The 19,537-nt window shown below is 63.6% G+C and carries 14 protein-coding genes; 8 read left to right on the top strand and 6 right to left on the bottom strand.

The window, feature by feature from the left end:
- Positions 1–73: 73 nt before the first annotated feature.
- The gene (locus tag ACL0K2_RS16075; RefSeq protein ID WP_045163894.1) at positions 74–916 is read right to left on the bottom strand and encodes a 23S rRNA (adenine(2030)-N(6))-methyltransferase RlmJ; all 843 of its coding nucleotides are present in this window, start codon (positions 914–916) and stop codon (positions 74–76) included.
- A 144-nt stretch (positions 917–1,060) separates the two neighbouring features.
- Here ACL0K2_RS16075 and ACL0K2_RS16070 point away from each other — a divergent pair, with 144 nt between their 5' ends.
- Both ACL0K2_RS16070 and ACL0K2_RS16065 read left to right on the top strand, forming a co-directional pair.
- Positions 1,061–2,104, top strand: a complete 1,044-nt coding sequence (locus ACL0K2_RS16070; protein ID WP_413043017.1) for an NAD(P)H-dependent flavin oxidoreductase — start codon at positions 1,061–1,063, stop codon at positions 2,102–2,104.
- An 87-nt stretch (positions 2,105–2,191) separates the two neighbouring features.
- Positions 2,192–2,686: a sterol desaturase family protein gene (locus tag ACL0K2_RS16065; protein ID WP_045163896.1), complete on the top strand. Its 495-nt coding sequence runs from the start codon at positions 2,192–2,194 to the stop codon at positions 2,684–2,686.
- Positions 2,687–2,727: 41 nt separating this feature from the next.
- Here ACL0K2_RS16065 and crtB read toward each other — a convergent pair whose 3' ends face one another.
- Genes crtB through fni form a run of 5 tightly spaced genes read right to left on the bottom strand, consistent with a single transcriptional unit; the run spans position 2,728 to position 8,703 of the window.
- A complete protein-coding gene (gene crtB / locus ACL0K2_RS16060) occupies positions 2,728–3,654 on the bottom strand; it encodes a 15-cis-phytoene synthase CrtB (RefSeq protein WP_413043016.1) in 927 nt (308 codons plus the stop codon).
- Positions 3,651–5,168 carry a phytoene desaturase gene (locus tag ACL0K2_RS16055; RefSeq protein WP_413043015.1) on the bottom strand — a complete coding sequence of 506 codons (1,518 nt, stop codon included), beginning with the start codon at positions 5,166–5,168 and terminating at the stop codon, positions 3,651–3,653. Before ACL0K2_RS16055 ends, crtB begins: the two co-directional genes overlap by 4 nt.
- On the bottom strand, positions 5,165–6,328 hold the full coding sequence (gene crtY, locus ACL0K2_RS16050; protein WP_239611172.1) for a lycopene beta-cyclase CrtY: 1,164 nt from the start codon (positions 6,326–6,328) through the stop codon (positions 5,165–5,167). Before crtY ends, ACL0K2_RS16055 begins: the two co-directional genes overlap by 4 nt.
- Positions 6,321–7,610 carry a glycosyltransferase gene (locus tag ACL0K2_RS16045; RefSeq protein ID WP_239611173.1) on the bottom strand — a complete coding sequence of 430 codons (1,290 nt, stop codon included), beginning with the start codon at positions 7,608–7,610 and terminating at the stop codon, positions 6,321–6,323. Before ACL0K2_RS16045 ends, crtY begins: the two co-directional genes overlap by 8 nt.
- 43 nt (positions 7,611–7,653) lie before the next feature.
- Positions 7,654–8,703, bottom strand: a complete 1,050-nt coding sequence (gene fni / locus ACL0K2_RS16040) for a type 2 isopentenyl-diphosphate Delta-isomerase (RefSeq protein WP_413043014.1) — start codon at positions 8,701–8,703, stop codon at positions 7,654–7,656.
- Between the two features lie 124 nt (positions 8,704–8,827).
- Between fni and ACL0K2_RS16035 the strand changes: the two genes are divergently transcribed.
- From ACL0K2_RS16035 to ACL0K2_RS16010, 6 genes are all read left to right on the top strand, one after another.
- The gene (locus ACL0K2_RS16035) at positions 8,828–9,730 is read left to right on the top strand and encodes a polyprenyl synthetase family protein (protein WP_413043013.1); all 903 of its coding nucleotides are present in this window, start codon (positions 8,828–8,830) and stop codon (positions 9,728–9,730) included.
- 118 nt (positions 9,731–9,848) lie between these two features.
- Complete coding sequence (locus ACL0K2_RS16030; RefSeq protein ID WP_413043012.1) at positions 9,849–11,651, top strand: acyl-CoA dehydrogenase; 1,803 nt, start codon at positions 9,849–9,851, stop codon at positions 11,649–11,651.
- Between the two features lie 200 nt (positions 11,652–11,851).
- Positions 11,852–13,597 carry a potassium/proton antiporter gene (locus ACL0K2_RS16025; protein ID WP_045163903.1) on the top strand — a complete coding sequence of 582 codons (1,746 nt, stop codon included), beginning with the start codon at positions 11,852–11,854 and terminating at the stop codon, positions 13,595–13,597.
- Between the two features lie 110 nt (positions 13,598–13,707).
- On the top strand, positions 13,708–17,022 hold the full coding sequence (gene mscK, locus ACL0K2_RS16020; protein ID WP_413043011.1) for a mechanosensitive channel MscK: 3,315 nt from the start codon (positions 13,708–13,710) through the stop codon (positions 17,020–17,022).
- Positions 17,023–17,102: 80 nt separating this feature from the next.
- Complete coding sequence (gene selO, locus ACL0K2_RS16015) at positions 17,103–18,563, top strand: protein adenylyltransferase SelO (protein ID WP_413043010.1); 1,461 nt, start codon at positions 17,103–17,105, stop codon at positions 18,561–18,563.
- Between the two features lie 280 nt (positions 18,564–18,843).
- Positions 18,844–19,362: an Hcp family type VI secretion system effector gene (locus tag ACL0K2_RS16010; protein WP_021206448.1), complete on the top strand. Its 519-nt coding sequence runs from the start codon at positions 18,844–18,846 to the stop codon at positions 19,360–19,362.
- The last annotated feature ends 175 nt before the right edge of the window (positions 19,363–19,537 follow it).

Genomic DNA, 19,537 nt, shown 5'->3' with positions numbered 1-19,537 from the left:
GGCCACGCTTCACCGACCCACCGGGCGGAGTCTCGGTGGATGTAAAAATCGACCACCTTACCGCTTCCAGCCGCTACTGCTTCTCATCGATCAGCCAGTCCAGCCGCCAGTCTCCCTCGCTTTGCCCGAGCAGCTTGGCCAGCCACGGCAGCAGCTCGCGCAGTTCCTCTTCCAGGCCCCATGGTGGGTTGCTGATGGCCAGACCGGAGCCATTCAAGCGCAGCGCTTCGTCGGTGGGATGGACATGGAGTTCGGCGCGCAGCAGTTTCGGCGCGCCGCTGCGCGACAACTGCTGATAGAAGCGTTTGAGCTGACGCTCATCCTTGATCGGGTACCAGATAACGCCGATTGTCTGGCGCATGCGTCCGAGCGCTTCGGTGAGCGCCTGCACGCAGCGGGTCAATTCGTCTGCCTGCTCGAAGGGCGGATCGATTAGCAACGCCACGCGTTTTTCCTGAGTCGGCATCAACGCCCGCGGCACGTGCCAGCCCTCTCCCAGATGCACCGCGACACGGCGATCACCGGCCATGTTGTCCTTCAGCAGACGGCCATCCTCGGGGTGTTTCTCGTTGAGCTGCAGACGATCCTGCGGACGGCTTAGCTGCCGGGCCAGTTCCGGCGATCCCGGGTAGTAGCGCAGCACGCCGTCCGGATTGAGCGCGCGGATCACGTTCAGATAGTCCTCGGTCGCTGCCGGAGCGTCGTCTGCTTGCCACAGCCGGGCGATGCCTTGCAGCCATTCGCCGGTGCGGCTGGCCTGATCACCGGCGAGGTCATACAGACCGACGCCGGCATGGCTGTCGAGGTAGGCGAACGGCGCTTCCTTGCGCGCGAGCAAAGCGAACAGCCGGGACAGGACGAGGTGTTTGAACACGTCGGCGTGATTGCCGGCGTGAAAAGCGTGGCGGTAATTCATCGGGCACTCCTGAAGAGCGCACAGTCTAACCGTGCGGCGCGGCGATTCGCAGGGGCTGCTCGCAGATCAACGCGAACGCCGATGCAACTCTTCGATAATCGGCTGCTACAGTGAACAGCCCTGCCCAGCCGACAAGGAGCCCAGATGGACATCCGCGACCTCTTGCGCATCACCCTTCCGATCATCCAGGCGCCGATGGCCGGCTCGCAGAACCATCAGCTCGCCGCCGCGGTGTCAATGGCCGGCGGCCTGGGTTCGATTCCCGCGGGCATGCTCAACGCCGACTCGCTGGATGCCGAGCTCAGCGCTATGACGGCACTGACCGACCGGCCATACAACGTCAACTTCTTCTGCCACCAGCCGCCAGCCATCGAGCCGGAACGGGAACAGGCGTGGCTGGACGTGTTGACGTCCTTTCTCCTAGAGCACCAGATCGACCCGATGAGCATTCCCAGCGGCGCGACACGCAAGCCCTTCGATGCAGCGATGGCTGAGGTGGTCGAGCGTTACCGTCCGGCGGTGGTCAGTTTTCATTTCGGCCTGCCTGCCCCGGACCTGCTCAGGCGGGTCAAGGCAACCGGCGCGAGGATTCTCTCCAGCGCCACGACGCTCGAAGAAGGCCACTGGCTGCAGAATCAAGGCGTCGATGCGGTCATCGCCCAGGGTGTCGAAGCCGGTGGCCATCGAGGGATGTTTCTCAGCGCGGATATCGACGGCCAGGTCGGCACCTTCGCCCTGTTGCCGCAGTTGGTGGCCGCGCTGGATGTGCCGGTGATTGCTGCCGGCGGCATCGCCGATGCGCGCGGTGTCGCCGCGGCGCGGGCACTCGGTGCGGCCGGCGTACAGGTCGGCACGGCTTACCTGCTGTGCGACGAGAGCCGCACCAGCGCGCTGCATCGTCAGGCATTGCAGAGCCCAGCGGCGGAACGTACGGTGCTGACCACGCTGTTTTCCGGTCGGCCGGCGCGCGGCATGGTCAACCGACTGATCCGCGAACTCGGCCCACGACCCGAGGCAGTGCCGGCCTTTCCTTTGGCCAGCAATGCGATTGGCAGTCTGCGCGCCGCTGCCGAGCCCCAGGGCATCAGCGATTTTTCACCACTCTGGGCGGGGCAGAATGCAAGCGGCTGCCAGGCCGTCCCAGCAGCGCAGCTGACCCATTCGCTGGCGGTGGGTTGGTCAGACTGAAATAGCCAGCGCCAGGTGTCGGAGTCGGGTCGACGCGCGCGATGCGACGCGTAGACTGGTGCGACCTGCCGAAGCAACGGATCGAAAATGACCGTACTGACCAACTCCCTGGTATTTCTTGCCACGCTGGTCGGCATGGAGTTGTTCGCCTGGTGGGCGCATAAGTACGTAATGCATGGCTGGGGCTGGGGCTGGCACAAGTCCCACCACGAGCCACGCAACGGCTGGTTTGAGAAAAACGACCTATATGCGATGGTGTTCGCCGGCGTGGCGATCCTGCTGATCGCCCTGGGCACTGCCGGTTACCACCCGCTGGAATGGATCGGTGCCGGCATGACGGGCTACGGCTTCCTCTACTTCGTCGCCCATGACGGCCTGGTGCACCACCGCTGGCCACTGCGCTACGTGCCGCGCAACGGCTATCTCAAGCGCCTCTACCAGGCCCACCGTCTGCACCATGCGGTCGAAGGCAAGGAGCGCTGCGTGTCATTCGGCTTTCTTTATGCGCCGCCATTGCCGGTGCTCAAACAACAGCTGCGCGAGCTGCACGATGGCCCGTTGCGCAAGACCAGCGACCGTTGAATCACTAGCGAGACGACAAGCTGCTACCTGACGTGGGATATTTAGCGCGGACGCGTCCATAGCGAATCGGGACGCGGCGTGATCTGCATCCGCCGCGACGCGAGCGCCAGCACCCCGCCGCCCAGCAGGAATTGCAGTTTCTGCGCCTTGCTGGTCGATACGCGTGTGTCCCAGGCCGCCGCGCCCCGCGCCTTCACTTCGACGCCGATCCGCCGGTAGACGCCGTGGGCGGTGGCGATCGACCAGGCCGAGCGTAGCGGCAGGTCGCGAAGCCCCTGGGACGCCGACAGGTAGTAGGGTTCGGCCAGGTCCACCAGCCGCGCCGCCAACGCCGCTAATGCCGCGCGATGGGCCGGCAGCGCGACCTCGTCTTCGGGAATGCCGGCTTCGGCCAACCAATCGGCCGGCAAATAGACGCGCCCGATCTGGGCGTCCTCGACGATATCCCGCGCAATATTGGTCAGCTGAAAGGCCAGGCCCAGATCACAGGCGCGGTCCAGGGTCGGCTCCGCCTCTGCACCCATCACCCGCGCCATCATCAGGCCCACCACGCCGGCGACGCGATAGCAATAAAGCAGCGTGTCGTCGAGGGTCTGGTAGCGGTAGTCCTGCACATCCATGCGAAAGCCGGCCAGATGCTCCAGCGGATGCTCCCGAGGGATCCGGTGACGCTGAATCACCTGCTGGAAGGCGGCGAAGGCCGGATCGCGCATCGGCTCGCCGGCATAGGCGCGTTCCGTGAGGTCCACCAGCTCGGCCAGGCGCGCTTCGCCGGTGGAGCGATCACCCTCGACCTGGCCATGACCCAGCGTCTGACCATCGATCACATCGTCGCAATGACGGCACCAGGCGTAGAGCATCACGGCGCTCTGGCGAGTGCGCTCGTCGAACAGCTTCGCCGCCGCAGCGAAGCTCTTGGAGCCCACGTTCATAGCCTGGGTCGAGTGATCGATTACCCGGTCGTTCATCCGCCCTGCCCCCTTGATATGAAATCCTCCAGCATCAACCCCGCGGTGGCCTTGGCCGACCCGACCACACCCGGCACGCCCGCGCCCGGATGGGTGCCGGCGCCGACGATATAGAGGTTGGGAATCACGTCATCGCGGTTGTGTGGGCGGAACCAGGCACTCTGGGTGAGGATCGGCTCCAGCGAAAACGCCGAGCCGAGATGGGCGTTGAGCTCATCGCGAAAATCCTGCGGCGTGAAGATGCGGTGGGTCACGAGATCGCCGCGCAGCCCCGGCATGTAATGCCGCTCCAGGTACTCGAAGATGCGGTCGCGATATTTCGGCCCCTCCTCCGCCCAGTCGATATCCGCCGTGCCCAGGTGCGGCACGGGGGCGAGCACGTAATGACTGGCGCAGCCCTCCGGCGCCAGCGACGAGTCGGTGACGCAGGGCGCATGCAGGTAGAGGGAGAAGTCGTCAGCCAGCGTCGCACGCTTGAAGATCTCGTCGATCAGCTCGCGATAGCGCGGGCCGAAGCACACCGTGTGATGCTGCAGGTGCTCATGACGGCGCTTGAGACCGAAATGGATGACGAACAGGGACATCGAGAAACGCTTGCCGGAGAGCCGTTTGGCCTCGTCGCGACCACGCTCCTCATGCCCGAGCAGCTGCTTGTAGGTGTTAACCACATCCGCGTTGGAAGCCACCGCATCGGTGTCGAAGCGGCGACCGTCACCCGTGATCACGGCCTTCGCGCGTCCAGCCTCCAGCTCGATACGTGCCACTTCGGCATTCAGCTCCAGCTTGCCCCCAAGATCTTCGAACAGCCGGACCATACCCTGCACCAGCGCACCGGTGCCGCCGCGTGGAAACCAGACGCCGCCCTGGCGCTCCAGCGCATGGATCAGCGCATAGATCGACGAGGTCTCGAAAGGATTACCGCCCACTAGCAGCGAATGAAAAGACAGCGCCTGACGCAGCCGATCGTTCTCCACGAACTTGGCCACCATGCTGTACACGTTGCGCCAGGCCTGCAGCTTGGCCAGCTGCGGGGCGACGCCGATCATGCTGCGAAACGACAGGAAGGGCACGGTGCCGAGCTTGACGTAGCCCTCCTCGTACACCGCCCGCGAATAGGCGAGAAAGCGCTGATAGCCGGCCACGTCACGAGGGTTGAGCGCGTGGATCTGCCGGTCCAGCTGGGCCTGGTCGTTGACGTAGTCGAAGCTGTAGCCGTCCTCCCAGTACAGCCGGTAGAAGGGGCTGACCGGCAGCAGCTCGACATAGTCGGCCATGCGCTTGCCGGCGCCGCTGAAGAGTTCTTCCAACGCCGGCGGATCGGTAATCACCGTCGGCCCGGCATCGAAGGTGAAGCCCTGGTCGTGGTAGACGTAGGCGCGGCCACCCGGCTTGTCGCGCTTCTCCAGCAGCGTGGTCTGGATGCAGGCGCGCTGCAGGCGGATGGCCAACGCCAGCCCGCCGAAGCCGGCGCCGATCACCACCGCCCGCCTCACACCGCCTGTTGCCTGGTTCATCGTCTGTCCTTGTGCAGATTGCTGGCGGCCAGCGCCCGCAGCGCCTCGCCCACCGGCACGGGAGATTTGCCAGAGACGATGCGCAAGCGGTCCCAGGTGGTCAGGTTGGCCGCGTAGAAGCGCTGGATCAGTGGCTCGCGCAGGCGGTAGAAGCGCTGCATCACCGCCCAGCGGCAATCTGCCGGGCCGGCCATGAACAGCATGCGATTGAGCAGGCGGAAGAAGCCGCGCCGGCGCCACTGCAGGGTGGAGTAGTCGCGAATCGCGGCGAACAGGCTGCCTGCATCCCAACGATCGAGGGCAACCAGGTGATCGGCCAGGCGCACCGCATCGGGCAGCGAATAGCCCGTGGTGGGGTGGAACAGCGCAGCCGACAGCCCGCTCTGCGGCACGCCACGCGCCTCGTTCCAGAACGCCGCGATATCGCCGGACAGCACGATGGGCAGCACGCCCTGCTCCTCGCGCAGCACCTCGCGGATCGCCCAGCCACGGCCCTCGGCGTAGCGCTGGATATTGGCGCGCAGTGCCTCCGGCGCCACCGCGTCGCCGTCGGCGTAGTAGGTGTCTTCGATCAGCAGGCTGTCGACGCTGAGCGGCAGCACATAGACGAAGCGATAGCCGTCGTGCTGGGCGACACCGGCATCCATGATGATTGGCTGGGTCAAACCATGCGGCCGTTGCAGCCGTACTTCTTGGCCGAGAAATTTCTGAAAACCTAGGGCCAGCTGATTGGTCTGCCGCACGCCGCGACCGTCGATCACCGCAGCGGCGTTCAGCACCTCGCCCGAGGCGAGGCGCACCTGTCGGACGTCGACCTGGCTGACCGATGCGCTCAGCCGTACCTCATCCGCCAGCTCAGCCATCAGGTGCTGGTGAAACCGAAGGGAAACGATGCTGGCGTAGCCGCTCTCGAGCCGTCGGCTGAGACCGGGGAATATCACCTCGTAGCTCGGCCAGCGATACGTCACCAGCGGTTCCAGCCAGGTTCGCTGCGCGGGCGTGAGGTCATGCTCATGAAACGACCAGGTGTGGTTGCCGCCTAGGGTACCGGCTTGCTCCAGCACCAGCAGGCGCAGATCGGGGCGTTGCTGGCGCAGGCGCAGCGCCAACAGGCCGTTGGCCAGGCCGCCGCCGACGAGAATCAGGTCCGCATCACTCATGTTCAGCTCCCGGTGCGGCATGCGCTCTGCCCTTTAACGTCTGCTCGATCAGCTGCGCCGCCCGAGACGCGCCGCCCGCCGCACGCACCTCCTCACCCAGCACACGCGCGCGCTGGGCAAAGCCGGGCTCGCGGAGCAACCGGCGCAGCGCATGCACCATGCGTCGTCGGCTGGCCAGGCGAGGATCGAGCTTCAGTCCTGCGCCCGCATGCACCACCCGCGCGGCGACGCCCGGTTGATCGAAGGCGATCGGAAGTACCAGGCTCGGCACGCCCGCCTCCAGCGCATCAAGCACAGTGTTCAAACCGGCATGGGTGATCAGCGCATCGGCCCGCGCAAGCACCGCCCGCTGCGGGGCGAAATCGGTGACCCAGGCGGCCCCGGCCTTGAGCAGGCGCTGCTCCTGGCGTGTATCAAGCCGGCCGCAATGAGCGATCAGTAGCTGCAGGTCGAGCTCTCGACAGGCCGCGGCGATGCGTTCGAACAGTCCGAAGCGATCGCCCTGCAGGGTGCCCAGCGAGGCGAACACGAACGGCCGGTCGGTAGCGACCGGCAGCTCCAGCACGGGCTCATTGGTCAGCGCCGGACGCAGCGGGCCGACAGCGTGAAAATGCGCGGGCAGCCTGGCACGCGGAAAGTCGAAGCCCGTTGTCGTCTGGCTCAGTTGCAGCAGTGGCGACAGGCACTCATCAAGGCGCTGACGAGGCGGCAGACCGAACGCTGCGGCGTGACGCGCAATGACCTCGGCGTGCGCTTTCATCGCGCGGTCGTAGACCTTGCTGCTGTGCAGGTTCAACTGCTCGCCCCAGGGTGTGGGCTGGTAGCGCCAGGGCATCACGGGCAGCGGCACCAGCGCCTCGCGGTTGACCGGTAACGCACAGGCCACCGACACGAAAGGCAAATCGAGGTGCTCGGCCAGCAGTCCGCCTGCGGGCTCCATCTGGTCGACAATCAGCGCCTCGACACCGATGGAACGCAGCAGCGGCGGTGCGTCGCGGCAGAACATTTCGGTGGCGGCAGCCATGTCCGCGATGACCCGGCGGATGCCCCATGGCCCGCCCGGACGCGCCGCGCGGTCGATGACCGCTTTGAGCGAACCGGGCGGATGCGAGCATGCGCCGGTCTGAGCGAATCCCAGGGCTGGATTGCGCAATGCCGCGGCAAGGTCCGCTTGCTGCACGAAAGTAACCCGATGACCTCGGTCGAGCAGCTCAGACGCGATCGCCTCCAAAGCTCGCAGATGACTCAGGAACGGCGGCGAAATCACCGCGAAATGCGTCATCGACGGGCACCTTTCCTGTCCGGACCACGGCGCAGCGGTGGCATCAGAAACCGCTCGGATCGAAGGCCGGTAGCAGCGGCGCTCGTGCCAGCGCTGCAAGGTCGGCCGAACCCGTGCAAAAGCAGGCAATGCGAAGTTGCTGAATCAACACCTGGAAATGATCGACGACCGCGTGTGGCCCGATCAACGCCGCGTCCAGCACGCCCGCGGCCTGACCGACCAAATCGGCACCGAGGCGGATCGCCTTGGCCGCATCGATGCCGTCGCGAATGCCACCCGATGCGATCAAGCGCGCCTCCGGGCACGCGCGGCGCACCCCAGCGATCGCCTGCACGTTGGGGATGCCCCATCCGGCGAACGCCTGAGCAATGGCGCGCTGCTTCGGGTCGAGAATGCGCTCGGCTTCGACCGCGGCCCAGCTAGTGCCACCAGCCCCGGCAACGTCAATGACCGCAACCCCGGCATCCAACAGCCGCTGCGCAACCCTGGGCGAGATCCCCGCGCCGACCTCCTTGGCTACCAGCGGTACCGGCAGGCGTGCCGCCAAGGCTTCGATCGCTTGCAGCACGCCGCGCCAGTCACGGTCGCCGCCCACCTGTACGGCTTCCTGCAACGGATTGAAGTGAATGATCAGGGCGTCGGCCTGGATCATGTCGACCGCCCTCTGTGCCTGGTCCAGGCCGTAGCCGGCCACCAGCTGCGCGGCGCCGAAATTAGCCAGCAGCGGGATATTCGGGGCCAGCTGGCGTAACTGTCGGGTCAGCCCCTGATCGGCGCCGGTTTCCAGTGCGATGCGCTGCGAGCCGACGCCAAGCGCGATGCCTAGCGTCTCGGCGGCTTCGGCCAGGTTGCGGTTGATCTGCGTGGCCCGGGCCGCACCGCCAGTCATCGAACTGATCAGCAGCGGCGCCGCAAGGGACCGGCCAAACAGTTCGGTACGGATGTCGATATCGTCCAAATGCAATTCCGGCAAGGCGCAATGCTCGAATGTCAGCGCGGCATAGCCGGCGTTCACCACGGCGCCGCCGCGACTGGGGCCCAGCACGATATCCAGGTGATCGTTTTTACGTCCGGCAATCATTTCGTTATCCATGCAGCGCCTCGCTCGATGACCTTATGTTGACGACTGTGGTCATTAAAAAGTGCCGAACCTGTACATATCGAAAATAATGTACAAGATTTGCCTCGCTATTGAGAGCCCGAACAGGAGATCACCTGTGGCCATTGTCTTGCCGAACACGCAACACGACTTCGACCAGACGGTTAGAGCGTTACGTGCGCAAATTGACGAAAGGCTGGATGAATGGTTGCCGCAGGCGCCGTCGTCGGACGTGCTCGGCACCGCCATGCGAGAAGGAACCCTCGCCCCCGGCAAGCGGACCCGGCCGCTGCTTCTGCTGCTGGCACTCAAGGATCTGCAGGACGAGCCAGCCGTGGCCGTCGGGCTCGATCTTGCGTGCGCGCTGGAAATGGTCCACGCCGCGTCGCTGTTCTTGGATGACATGCCATGCATGGACAACGCCGAGCTACGACGCGGCAGACCGACGATCCATCGGCAGTATGGCGAGGATGCCGCCGTTCTGGGCTCAGTGGCGCTGCTCAGCCACGCCTTCAGCATAGTCGCCTCACCCGGAGACATCGCTGCGGATACCCGCAGCCAGCTGGTGCGACTGCTCGCCCAAGCGACTGGCTCGCAGGGTCTGAGTCGTGGTCAGTTCCATGACCTGCGCGAGGGAAGACAGGCACGACAGCTCGAGGCCATCGCCCATACCAATCGCCTGAAAACGTGCCCTCTATTTACCGCGGCAGTCGAGTTCGCCGCGCTGCTAGCCGGAGCTAGCGCTACTCGCACCTTTCACCTCAACGGTTTCGCCAACGAACTGGGGCAGGCCTTCCAGTTGCTCGATGATCTAGCCGATCAGCTTAGCCCCCAGCAGATCGGCAAGGACGCCGGCAAGGATGCCGGCAAGAGCACCGTCGTTGCCCTGCTGGGTCGAGATGCGGCTAGCCAACGCATCGAAGACCATCTGGCATGCGCCGAAAACCACTTGATCGCCGCCGGCATCGGTGACGGTCATTTGGCCCGGTTTATCGAGTACTTCTGCGCAAGGCCACGGTGAGCCGGGCCTGACAAGCACCACTAGGCATTTGTGTGTCGCTTTATCACTCGAATGTATGGTGCTAGGCATTCATCTCGACGCCTCCTTAGACTCGGCCGCATAAAACGGAGGAATTTTCATGTCCGAGACGCTGCTTTGCCCACGCAACCTGGCCTTCGAACTCTATGAAGTGCTCGATGCCGAGGCCCTGACCCAGCGCGAGCGCTTCGCCGACCACAACCGCGAAACCTTCAACGCCGCGCTGGACACCGCCCGCAGCATCGCCGAGAACCTCTTCGCTCCCCACAACCGCAAGGCCGACGAGAACGAGCCGATCTACAAGGACGGCGAAGCCGTGCTGATTCCGGAGGTAAAGCCCGCCGTCGATGCGTTCATTGAAGCCGGCTTTCACAACGCCTCGCGCAGCTTCGACGATGGCGGCATGCAGTTGCCCAATCTGCTCTCACGGGCCTGTTTCGCGCATTTCCAGTCGGCCAATATCGGCACCTCCTCGTACCCGATGCTGACGATGGGCGCCTCACACCTGATCGAAGTGTTCGGCAGTGAGGAGCAGAAGCAACGCTTTCTGCAACCGATGATCGAGGGCCGCTTCTTCGGCACCATGGCGCTGACCGAACCCCATGCCGGTTCATCCCTGTCCGACCTGCGTACCCGCGCCGAGCCGGCCGGCGACGGCACCTATCGCCTGAAGGGCAACAAGATTTTCATATCCGGTGGCGATCATCCGCTGTCGGAAAACATCGTGCACATGGTGCTGGCCAAGCTGCCGGACGCCCCACCTGGCGTGAAGGGCATCAGCCTGTTCATCGTGCCGAAATTCCTGGTGAACGATGACGGCTCGCTGGGCGACCGAAACGATGTGATCCTGGCTGGGCTGTTCCACAAGATGGGCTGGCGTGGCACCACCTCCACCGCGCTCAACTTCGGCGACAACGGCAACTGTGTCGGCTACCTGGTAGGCGAGCCGCACAAGGGCCTGTCGTACATGTTCCAGATGATGAACGATGCGCGCATCGGCGTCGGCATGGGCGCGATCATGCTCGGCTACGCCGGTTACCTGTATTCGCTGAACTATGCCCGCGAACGTCCGCAGGGGCGTCTGCCGGACGGCAAGAATCCAGCTTCGGCGCAGGTACCGATCATCCAGCACACCGATATCAAGCGCATGCTGCTGACGCAGAAAGCCTACGTCGAAGGCGCCTTCGATCTGGGCCTGTATGCCGCGCGCCTGGTCGACGAGCAGCAGACCGCGCAGACCGAGGAAGAACGCATCAGCGCCCATGAGCTACTGGACCTGCTTACGCCGATCGTCAAGTCCTGGCCCTCCGAGTTCTGCCTCAAGGCCAACGAGCTGGCGATTCAGATCCTCGGCGGCCATGGCTATACCCGCGAATACCCGGTCGAGCAGTATTATCGAGACAACCGACTGAATCCCATTCACGAGGGCACCCACGGCATCCAGTCGCTCGATCTGCTGGCGCGCAAGCTGAGCCAGAACGGCGGCGCCGGCCTGCGTCAGCTGGTCGGCCTGATCCAGGGCACTTGCAAACGCGCCGCAGCGTTCGGCTCTCTGGATGCGCTGCGCCAGCCACTGGAGCAATTGATGGCGCGCCTGACGGAGGTGACCCAGACGCTGCTGGGTGATCTGATGACCGGCAAGGTCAATCTCGCATTGGCCAACTCGGCGCTGTACCTCAAGGTGTTCGGCCATGCGGTGATCGGCTGGCGCTGGCTGGAACAGGCGATCCACGCCGAGCAAGGACTGGCGGGCGGCAAAGAGGCCGACACGGACTTCTACCGCGGCAAGCTGCAGGCGGCACGCTACTTTTTGACGTGGGAAGTGCCGAGCTGCCACCACGAACTGGCAATTCTCGCCAGCCGCGACGATACCTGCCTGAGCATGCAGGACAGCTGGTTCTAACCTCCGCGCACGGCGCGCCCCGACCTCGGGTGCGTGCCGTGCGGCCTACCGCAACCTAAGGTCCTCAACTGGGTTCCGTGTCCGCCTATTGCGCCCATCGCGCCTTCGGCCTTTTTTGACAGCTCGCCAAATCAGCAGGTTAGAATCGCTGGCATGCGCCCTGCATGTTCGCCAGCGGCACTAACCCACGGAGAGCGCGCTTGGATATCGGCAACATCAACCAACTGTTTTTTGTCGGTGCCCTGTTGGTTGCGGCGAGCATCCTGATGAGCTCCCTATCGACACGCCTCGGCGTGCCGATTCTGGTGATTTTCCTTGCGGTGGGCATGCTCGCCGGGGTCGACGGCATCGGCGGGATCGTCTTCGACGATTATTCGCTGGCCTTTCTGATCAGCAACCTGGCCCTGGCGATCATCCTGCTCGACGGCGGCATGCGTACCCGCGCCGCGACCTTCCGCGTAGCCCTGTGGCCGGCCTTTTCATTGGCCACTGCCGGGGTGGTGATCACCTCGGGGCTGACCGGCCTGGCGGCCGCCTGGCTGTTCGACCTGCCGCTGATGCAAGGGCTGCTGATCGGCGCCATCGTCGGCTCGACGGATGCGGCCGTGGTGTTCAACCTGCTCAACGGTCGCGGGCTCAACGAGCGCGTCGGCTCGACGTTGGAAATCGAGTCGGGCAGCAACGACCCCATGGCCATGTTCCTCACCGTCGCCCTGATCGACATGCTCGCGTCTGGCCAGACCGGCTTCGGCTGGAGCTTTTTCGTCAACCTGCTGCAACAGTTCGGCATCGGCACCCTGCTTGGCCTGTCCGGAGGCTGGTTGCTGTTACATCTGATCAATCGGCTGTCAGTGGCGGATGGGCTCTATCCGCTGCTGGCGGTGGCCGGCGGCATCATGATCTATGCGCTGTCCGGCGCCATTGGTGGCAGCGGCATTCTCGCGGTCTACGTCTGCGGCCTGCTACTGGGCAACCGGCCCATTCGCAACCGTCACGGTATTCTGCACATGTTCGACGGCCTGGCCTGGCTGAGCCAGATCGGCATGTTCCTGGTGCTCGGCCTGCTGCTGACTCCCAGTAATTTGCTGCCGATCGCCCTGCCGGCGCTCGCGCTGTCGCTGTGGATGATCCTTTTCGCCCGCCCGCTTGCGGTGTTCATCGGCTTGCTGCCGTTTCGCAGTTTCCACCTGCGCGAGCGCCTGTTCATTTCCTGGATAGGCCTGCGCGGTGCAGTACCGGTGATCCTCGCGGTATTTCCGTTGATGGCGGGTCTGGAGAATGCCCAGCTGTTCTTCAACGTCGCCTTCTTCATCGTGCTGGTCTCGCTGCTGCTACAAGGCACGACGCTGACCTGGGCGGCGAAGAAGGCCAAAGTCGAGGTCCCGCCGTCGCCTCTGCCGATTTCACGTGCGGGCTTACAGATCCACACGACCAGCCAGTGGGAAATGTTCATTTATCGGCTGACGGCCAAGAAATGGTGCGTGGGCGCCGCCCTGCGTGAACTGAAGATGCCGACCGGCACGCGCATCGCCGCGCTGTTTCGCGGCAAGGCGCTGCTGCATCCGTCCGGCAGTACCCGCCTGCAGGTTGACGACATCCTTTGCGTAATCGGCCATGAGGAAGACCTGCCGGCCCTCGGCAAGCTGTTCAGCGAAGCGCCACAGCGCGGTCGCGACATGCGTTTCTTTGGCGATTTCATCCTTGAGAGCGAAGCCCAGATGAGCGCCCTCGCAGCCCTCTACGGATTGAAGCTGGGCGATGTGGATGGCAATCAGCAGATCGGTCAATTCATGGCCGAACGTGTCGGCGGCAAGCCCGTCGTCGGCGATCAGATCGAGTGGAATGGCCTGATCTGGACCATCGCCTCGATGGAGCATGGCGAAGTGCGCAAGGTCGGCCTGAAGTTTCCGGAGGGCAACACGCCAGGCCCCAGTTTGCACTTCTGACGAGGGCGCCGAGCGATAAGCTGCGAGGTGAGACGTTCCGATCTGTGGACTCGCCTCGGCCATCGGCAGCCCTTAGACTCTGCACTCATTTCTGCCTTTCGATAGTACCCATGGCCTCCTTGCGCACCTTCATGCTGACGACACTGCTCGTCATCGCTTCGCCTTTCGCTTTCGTTCAAGCCGCCCCCGCGGTACCCGGTCTGCCCAACAACCAGGCAGCCGAAGCAGAGGCCCCGAAAGACGCCCAACCCAGCGTGAGCGAAAGTGCCCAGCGATTTACGGAGCAAGCCGAGACCGCGCGTCAGCGTTTGGCTGATCTCAAGACTGAGCTCGCCGGGGCGTCGAAGGAAATCGCCGCGGCCCAGCAGGAACTGAGCAAACTCAAAAGCAGCGATACCAGTGACATGGCGGCCAAGCTGGCCAAGCTGTCGGTCTCCGAGCTCGAGCAGCGGCTGGCCGAGCGCGTCGAGCAGATGTCAACCTGGCAAACGGCGCTGACCGCCGCCAATAGCATGATCATCAGCGCGCAGACGCGTCCGGAACGCGCTCAGGCGGATATCAGCAAGCATCAGACACGAATCGAGGAAATCAACACGCTGCTCAAGGGCGGTCGTGAGGGCGGCAAGCCCTTGAGCGACGAGCGCCGTGCGTTGCTCGGCGCCGAGAAAACCGCACTTAACGCGCAGATCGAACTGCGCCGCAACGAACTGGCCGGCAACAGCCAGCTGCAGGACCTCGGCGTCGCGCGGCGCGACCTGCTGTCCGAGCGCATCGCGCGCGCCGAACAGGAAACCATGGCTTTACAGACGGCGATCAATAACAAGCGCCGGGAAGAGTCGGAACAAACCGTCGCCGAGTTCTCGCTGAAAGCCGAGAAGGCGGGTTCAGACAAGCTGCTTCCCGCGGAAAGCGCCGAGAATCGCCGGCTTTCGGGCTACCTGCTGCGCGCTACCGAGCGGCTCAACGACCTGACCCAACAGAACCTGCAAACCCGTCAGCAGCTCGACACGCTGAACCAGGCTGATCAAGCGCTCGAAGAACAGATCGCCGTGCTCGAGGGTAGCCTGCTGCTCTCGAAGGTGCTGTATCAGCAGCAGCAGGCGCTACCGCAGCTGAAACTGGACAAGAACCTGGCCGATGAGATCGCCGACATCCGTCTGTATCAGTTCGAGCTGAGTCAACGGCGCGAAGTCAGTGGCAACGTCGAAGACTATGTCGATCAGCAGCTCGCCAAGCTGCCGCCGAGTGAAGTCACGCCGGAGCTGCGTAGTGCATTGCTGGAGCTGTTACGCACCCGCAGCGAGTTGCTCGACCGACTCAACCATGAACTCAACGCCCTGCTCAGCGAGTCGATTACGCTGCAGTTGAACCAGCGCCAGTTGCAGACCAAAGCCCAGGCTATGCGCGAAACGCTCGACGAGCAGATGTTCTGGATCCCGAGCAACAGGCCGCTGGATCTGGACTGGTTCAAGAGCGTACCGACACTGCTGGATCGGCAGCTGCGAGCGATGCCATGGGGCTCGGTGTTCGAGGCGCTCGGCGCCGGATTGCTGGAACGGCCGCTGTTCTTCGTGCCTCTGTTGCTGGTAATCGGTTTGCTGCTCTGGCGCCGCAATGCCATCAACGCCAAGCTCGACTCGCTCAGCAACGACATCGGTCATTTTCGCAACGACAGCCAGTTGCATACGCCGTTGGCGCTGCTGCTGAACCTTCTGCTGGCGCTTCCCGGTACGCTGTTCCTGGCGCTTTGCGGCTACGTTCTGCAAATGGACGGACGCGGCCAGAACATCAGCCTCGGCGCCGCGTTCTACCAGATGGCGCAGGCCTGGCTGGTGTTCTACAGCGCCTATCGGATGCTCTCGCCGAACCGCGTGGCCGAGACTCATTTTGGCTGGTTCCGCCCACAGGTGGTCTTCCTGCGCAATGAAATTCGCCGGCTGGGCCTGGTGGTGATGGCACTGGTCGCGGTGGTGGCCATCGCGGAGCTGCAGCCGGGTGGCCTGGTCGATGATGTGATCGGAATCGTCGTGGTCCTCACCTGCTACGCGCTGATGAGCTGGCGCCTGACCCGACTGTTGCTCAAGGGCCCATCGAGCCAGAACGCGCCGCCGGTAAGGCGTTTCATCGGCTTGCTGTTCAGCATCCTGCCGCTGGCGCTGATCGTGGCGGTGGGCTTCGGCTATTACTACACGGCGCTGAAGCTGACCGGCCGACTGATCGATACCCTGTACCTGCTGCTCGCCTGGATCGTCATCGAGGCCACGCTCATTCGCGGCCTGACCGTTGCCGCCAGACGCCTGGCCTACCAGCGCGCGCTGGCCAAGCGCGAAGCCCAGGTGGAGGACGGGACGGACACCAGCGAGTCCACCGGCGAGGCCGGGCTGAATATCGAACAGGTCAACCAGCAGTCGCTGCGACTGACGCGTCTGGCCATGTTCGGCCTGTTCTTTGCGGTGCTGTATTGGGTCTGGTCTGACCTGATCAGCGTGGTGTCCTATCTGGATAACGTGGTGCTGTACGAATACACCAGCGGCAGCGGCGAGACCGCCACCACCAATGCGATCACGCTGAACAACCTACTCGGCGCGCTGCTTATCGTCGCCATCACCGTGGCGTTGGCGCGCAACCTGCCAGGTCTGCTGGAGGTTCTGGTGCTGTCGAAACTGCACCTCGCGCAAGGCAGCGCCTACGCCACCACAACATTGCTGTCTTATCTGCTGGCAGGTGTTGGCATCGTCTCCACCCTGTCGACGCTCGGGGTCAGCTGGGACAAGCTGCAGTGGCTGGTCGCCGCGCTGTCGGTGGGGCTCGGCTTCGGCATGCAGGAAATCTTCGCCAACTTCATTTCCGGCTTGATCATTCTGTTCGAGCGTCCGGTACGCATCGGCGACGTGGTGACGATCGGCAATCTGTCTGGCACGGTCAGCCGGATCCGCATTCGTGCGACGACCATCACCGATTTCGACCGCAAGGACATTATCGTCCCGAACAAGACCTTCATCACTGGCCAGCTGGTCAACTGGTCACTGAGCGACACCGTCACCCGGGTGACCATCAAGGTCGGTGTCGCCTACGGATCCGATCTGGATATGGTCAAGAAGCTGCTGTACAAGGCGGCCCAGGACAACCCGCGCGTGCTCAAGGAGCCGGAACCGCTCGTGTTTTTCCTGACTTTTGGCGAGAGCACGCTGGACCACGAGTTGCGTATTCACGTGCGCGATCTCGGCGACCGCAACCCGGCCACCGACGAAATCAACCGCTTCATCGACCGCGAGTTCGCCAAGGCCGGCATCAGCATCGCCTTCCGCCAGGTCGACGTGTTCCTGAAGAATTTCGATGGCAAAGTGCTGCAGCTGGGTACCACTCCCGGAACCCGGCAGGCTGATGACAAGCCCGCGCAGCCGCCCGCCGACAGTCCAGTCTGAGGAACGTCGTTACCGACTCGGCCTCCAAACTCAAACGCGCCCGCTCTCCGGGCGCGGCACAGTACAGCGCCGGAGCACCTGTGAAGACTCTCACCGAGCTGAATTTCGACAACCGCTTCGCTCGACTGGGCGACGTGTTCTCCACCGAAGTGACGCCGCAGCCGCTGGAGGCACCGCGCCTGGTGATCGCCAGCGAAGCGGCCATGGCGCTGCTCGATCTCGATCCGGCAGTGGCTGACGATCCGTTGTTCGCCGAGCTGTTTTCCGGTCACAAACTCTGGAGCACCGCCGAACCGCGGGCGATGGTCTACTCCGGTCACCAGTTCGGCAGCTACAACCCGCGCCTGGGCGACGGTCGTGGCCTGCTGCTCGGAGAGGTGGTCAACGAGGCCGGCGAGCACTGGGATCTACACCTCAAGGGCGCGGGCAAGACGCCTTATTCGCGCATGGGCGATGGCCGTGCCGTGCTGCGTTCATCTATTCGCGAATTCCTCGCCAGTGAGCATTTGCACGCGCTGGGTATCCCGAGCTCGCGCGCGCTCTGCGTAACAGGCTCGGATACGCCGGTCTATCGCGAACGCCAGGAGCGCGGCGCCATGCTGCTGCGTTTGGCCCAGAGCCACGTACGCTTTGGCAACTTCGAATTCTTCTACTACACCAAGCAGCACGACGAACTGAAGCAGCTGCTCGATCACGTCGTCGAATCCCACTTCGCCGACTGCCTCGAGCACCCCGAGCCTTACCACTCGTTCTTCCGCCAAGTGCTGGAGCGCACCGCCGAGCTGATCGCTTACTGGCAGGCCTATGGCTTCTGCCACGGAGTGATGAACACCGACAACATGTCGATCCTCGGCATCACCTTCGATTTCGGCCCCTACGCGTTCCTCGATGACTTCGATGCGCGCTTCATCTGTAACCATTCCGACGACGCCGGACGCTATTCCTACGAGAATCAGGTGCCCATCGCACACTGGAATCTGGCCGCACTGGCCCAGGCGCTGACGCCCTTTATCGCGATCGAGCAATTGCGCGCGACGATGAACCTGTTCCTGCCAATCTACGAAGCCGCCTGGCTCGACCTGATGCGCCGGCGCCTAGGCTTTCGGAGTGCCGAGGACGACGATAAGGCGCTGGTGCAGCGTCTGCTGCAACTGATGCAGGACAGCTCCATCGACTACACGAACTTCTTCCGCGAACTCGGCGATCACTCACCCGAGCAGGCCCTGGCTCGGCTACGTGAGGATTTCATCGACATCAAAGCGTTCGACGACTGGGCCGCGGGCTACCTCCAGCGCACTCAACGTGAAGGGGACGACCAGACCGTGCGGCAAGCACGCATGCATGCGGTCAACCCGAAGTACATCCTGCGCAACTATCTAGCCCAGCAGGCAATCGAGGCCGCAGAAACAGGCGATTACGGCCCGGTTCGTGAACTGCATGCCGTGCTCAGCCGCCCCTTCGACGAGCAACCCGGCATGGATCGCTACGCGGAGCGCCCACCAGAATGGGGTAAGCATCTGGAGATCAGTTGCTCCTCCTGAGCCTTGGCCTTGCGCAAAATACTGCGCAAAGCACCGCCTGCCGAGACAGCTCTGCGGGCGTCCCAGCCCGTGGTGACGGGCCTGCCGTCTCTATGCGCCAAACCTTGCACAGAGTCGGCAGGATGTTGCCCAACTAAATGTGAAGCGCCCCGCAAGGTCAGCCGAACGCTCTCCAAGTAAAGACGCAAGCATTTGATAAATATGTGTTTTATTTAGGTGGCATGCTCCTTGTACGAATTGATCAGCCATTCCGGCATTCAACGAAGCAAGGAGAGCACCCATGCCAACACCCGCGTATCTTTCCCTCGAAGGCACCAAGCAAGGCCTGATCACTGCAGGCACTTTCACCGAGGACTCGGTCGGCAATATCTTCCAGGAAGGACACGAAGACCAGATCCTAGTGCAGGCATTCCAGCATCAGGTCATCATTCCGCGCGATCCGCAATCGGGCCAGCCCACCGGCCAGCGCGTGCACAAGCCGCTGATGATCACCAAGGTGTTCGACAAGTCGTCGCCGCTGATTTTCAACGCTCTGACCTCCGGTGAGCGTCTGAACAAATGCCGCTTGGAGTGGTACCGCACCTCGTCCACCGGCACCCAGGAACACTACTTCACCATCGAACTGGAAGATGCGGTGATCGTCGACGTGCAGTCGCGCATGCCCAACTGCCAGGATCCGAACATGTCGCACTTCACCCACCTGGAAGACGTGTACTTCACCTACCGCAAGATCGTCTGGACCCACGAAGTCTCCGGTACTTCCGGCTCCGACGACTGGCGCACCCCGATCGCCAGCTAAGGCGATCACCGCATCAATGGCTTTGGCCGGGCACGTCCCGGCTGAAGCTTTTTTGCGAAGCAGTAATAGAAATTGAAACCGCGGCGAAACAATGCGCGACCCAGCGCACCGCAACGCCGTCGATGCGTGGTACATCAAACCCCCGCATGCGCCCTGGCGCACACCATGGACGGAT

This window comes from Pseudomonas sp. YJ42 (assembly GCF_047225135.1).
In the GTDB taxonomy this organism is placed as follows: domain Bacteria; phylum Pseudomonadota; class Gammaproteobacteria; order Pseudomonadales; family Pseudomonadaceae; genus Stutzerimonas; species Stutzerimonas stutzeri_E.
The sequence above is the reverse complement of the archived record's forward strand: the minus strand, read 5'-3'. Positions and strand labels throughout refer to the sequence as shown.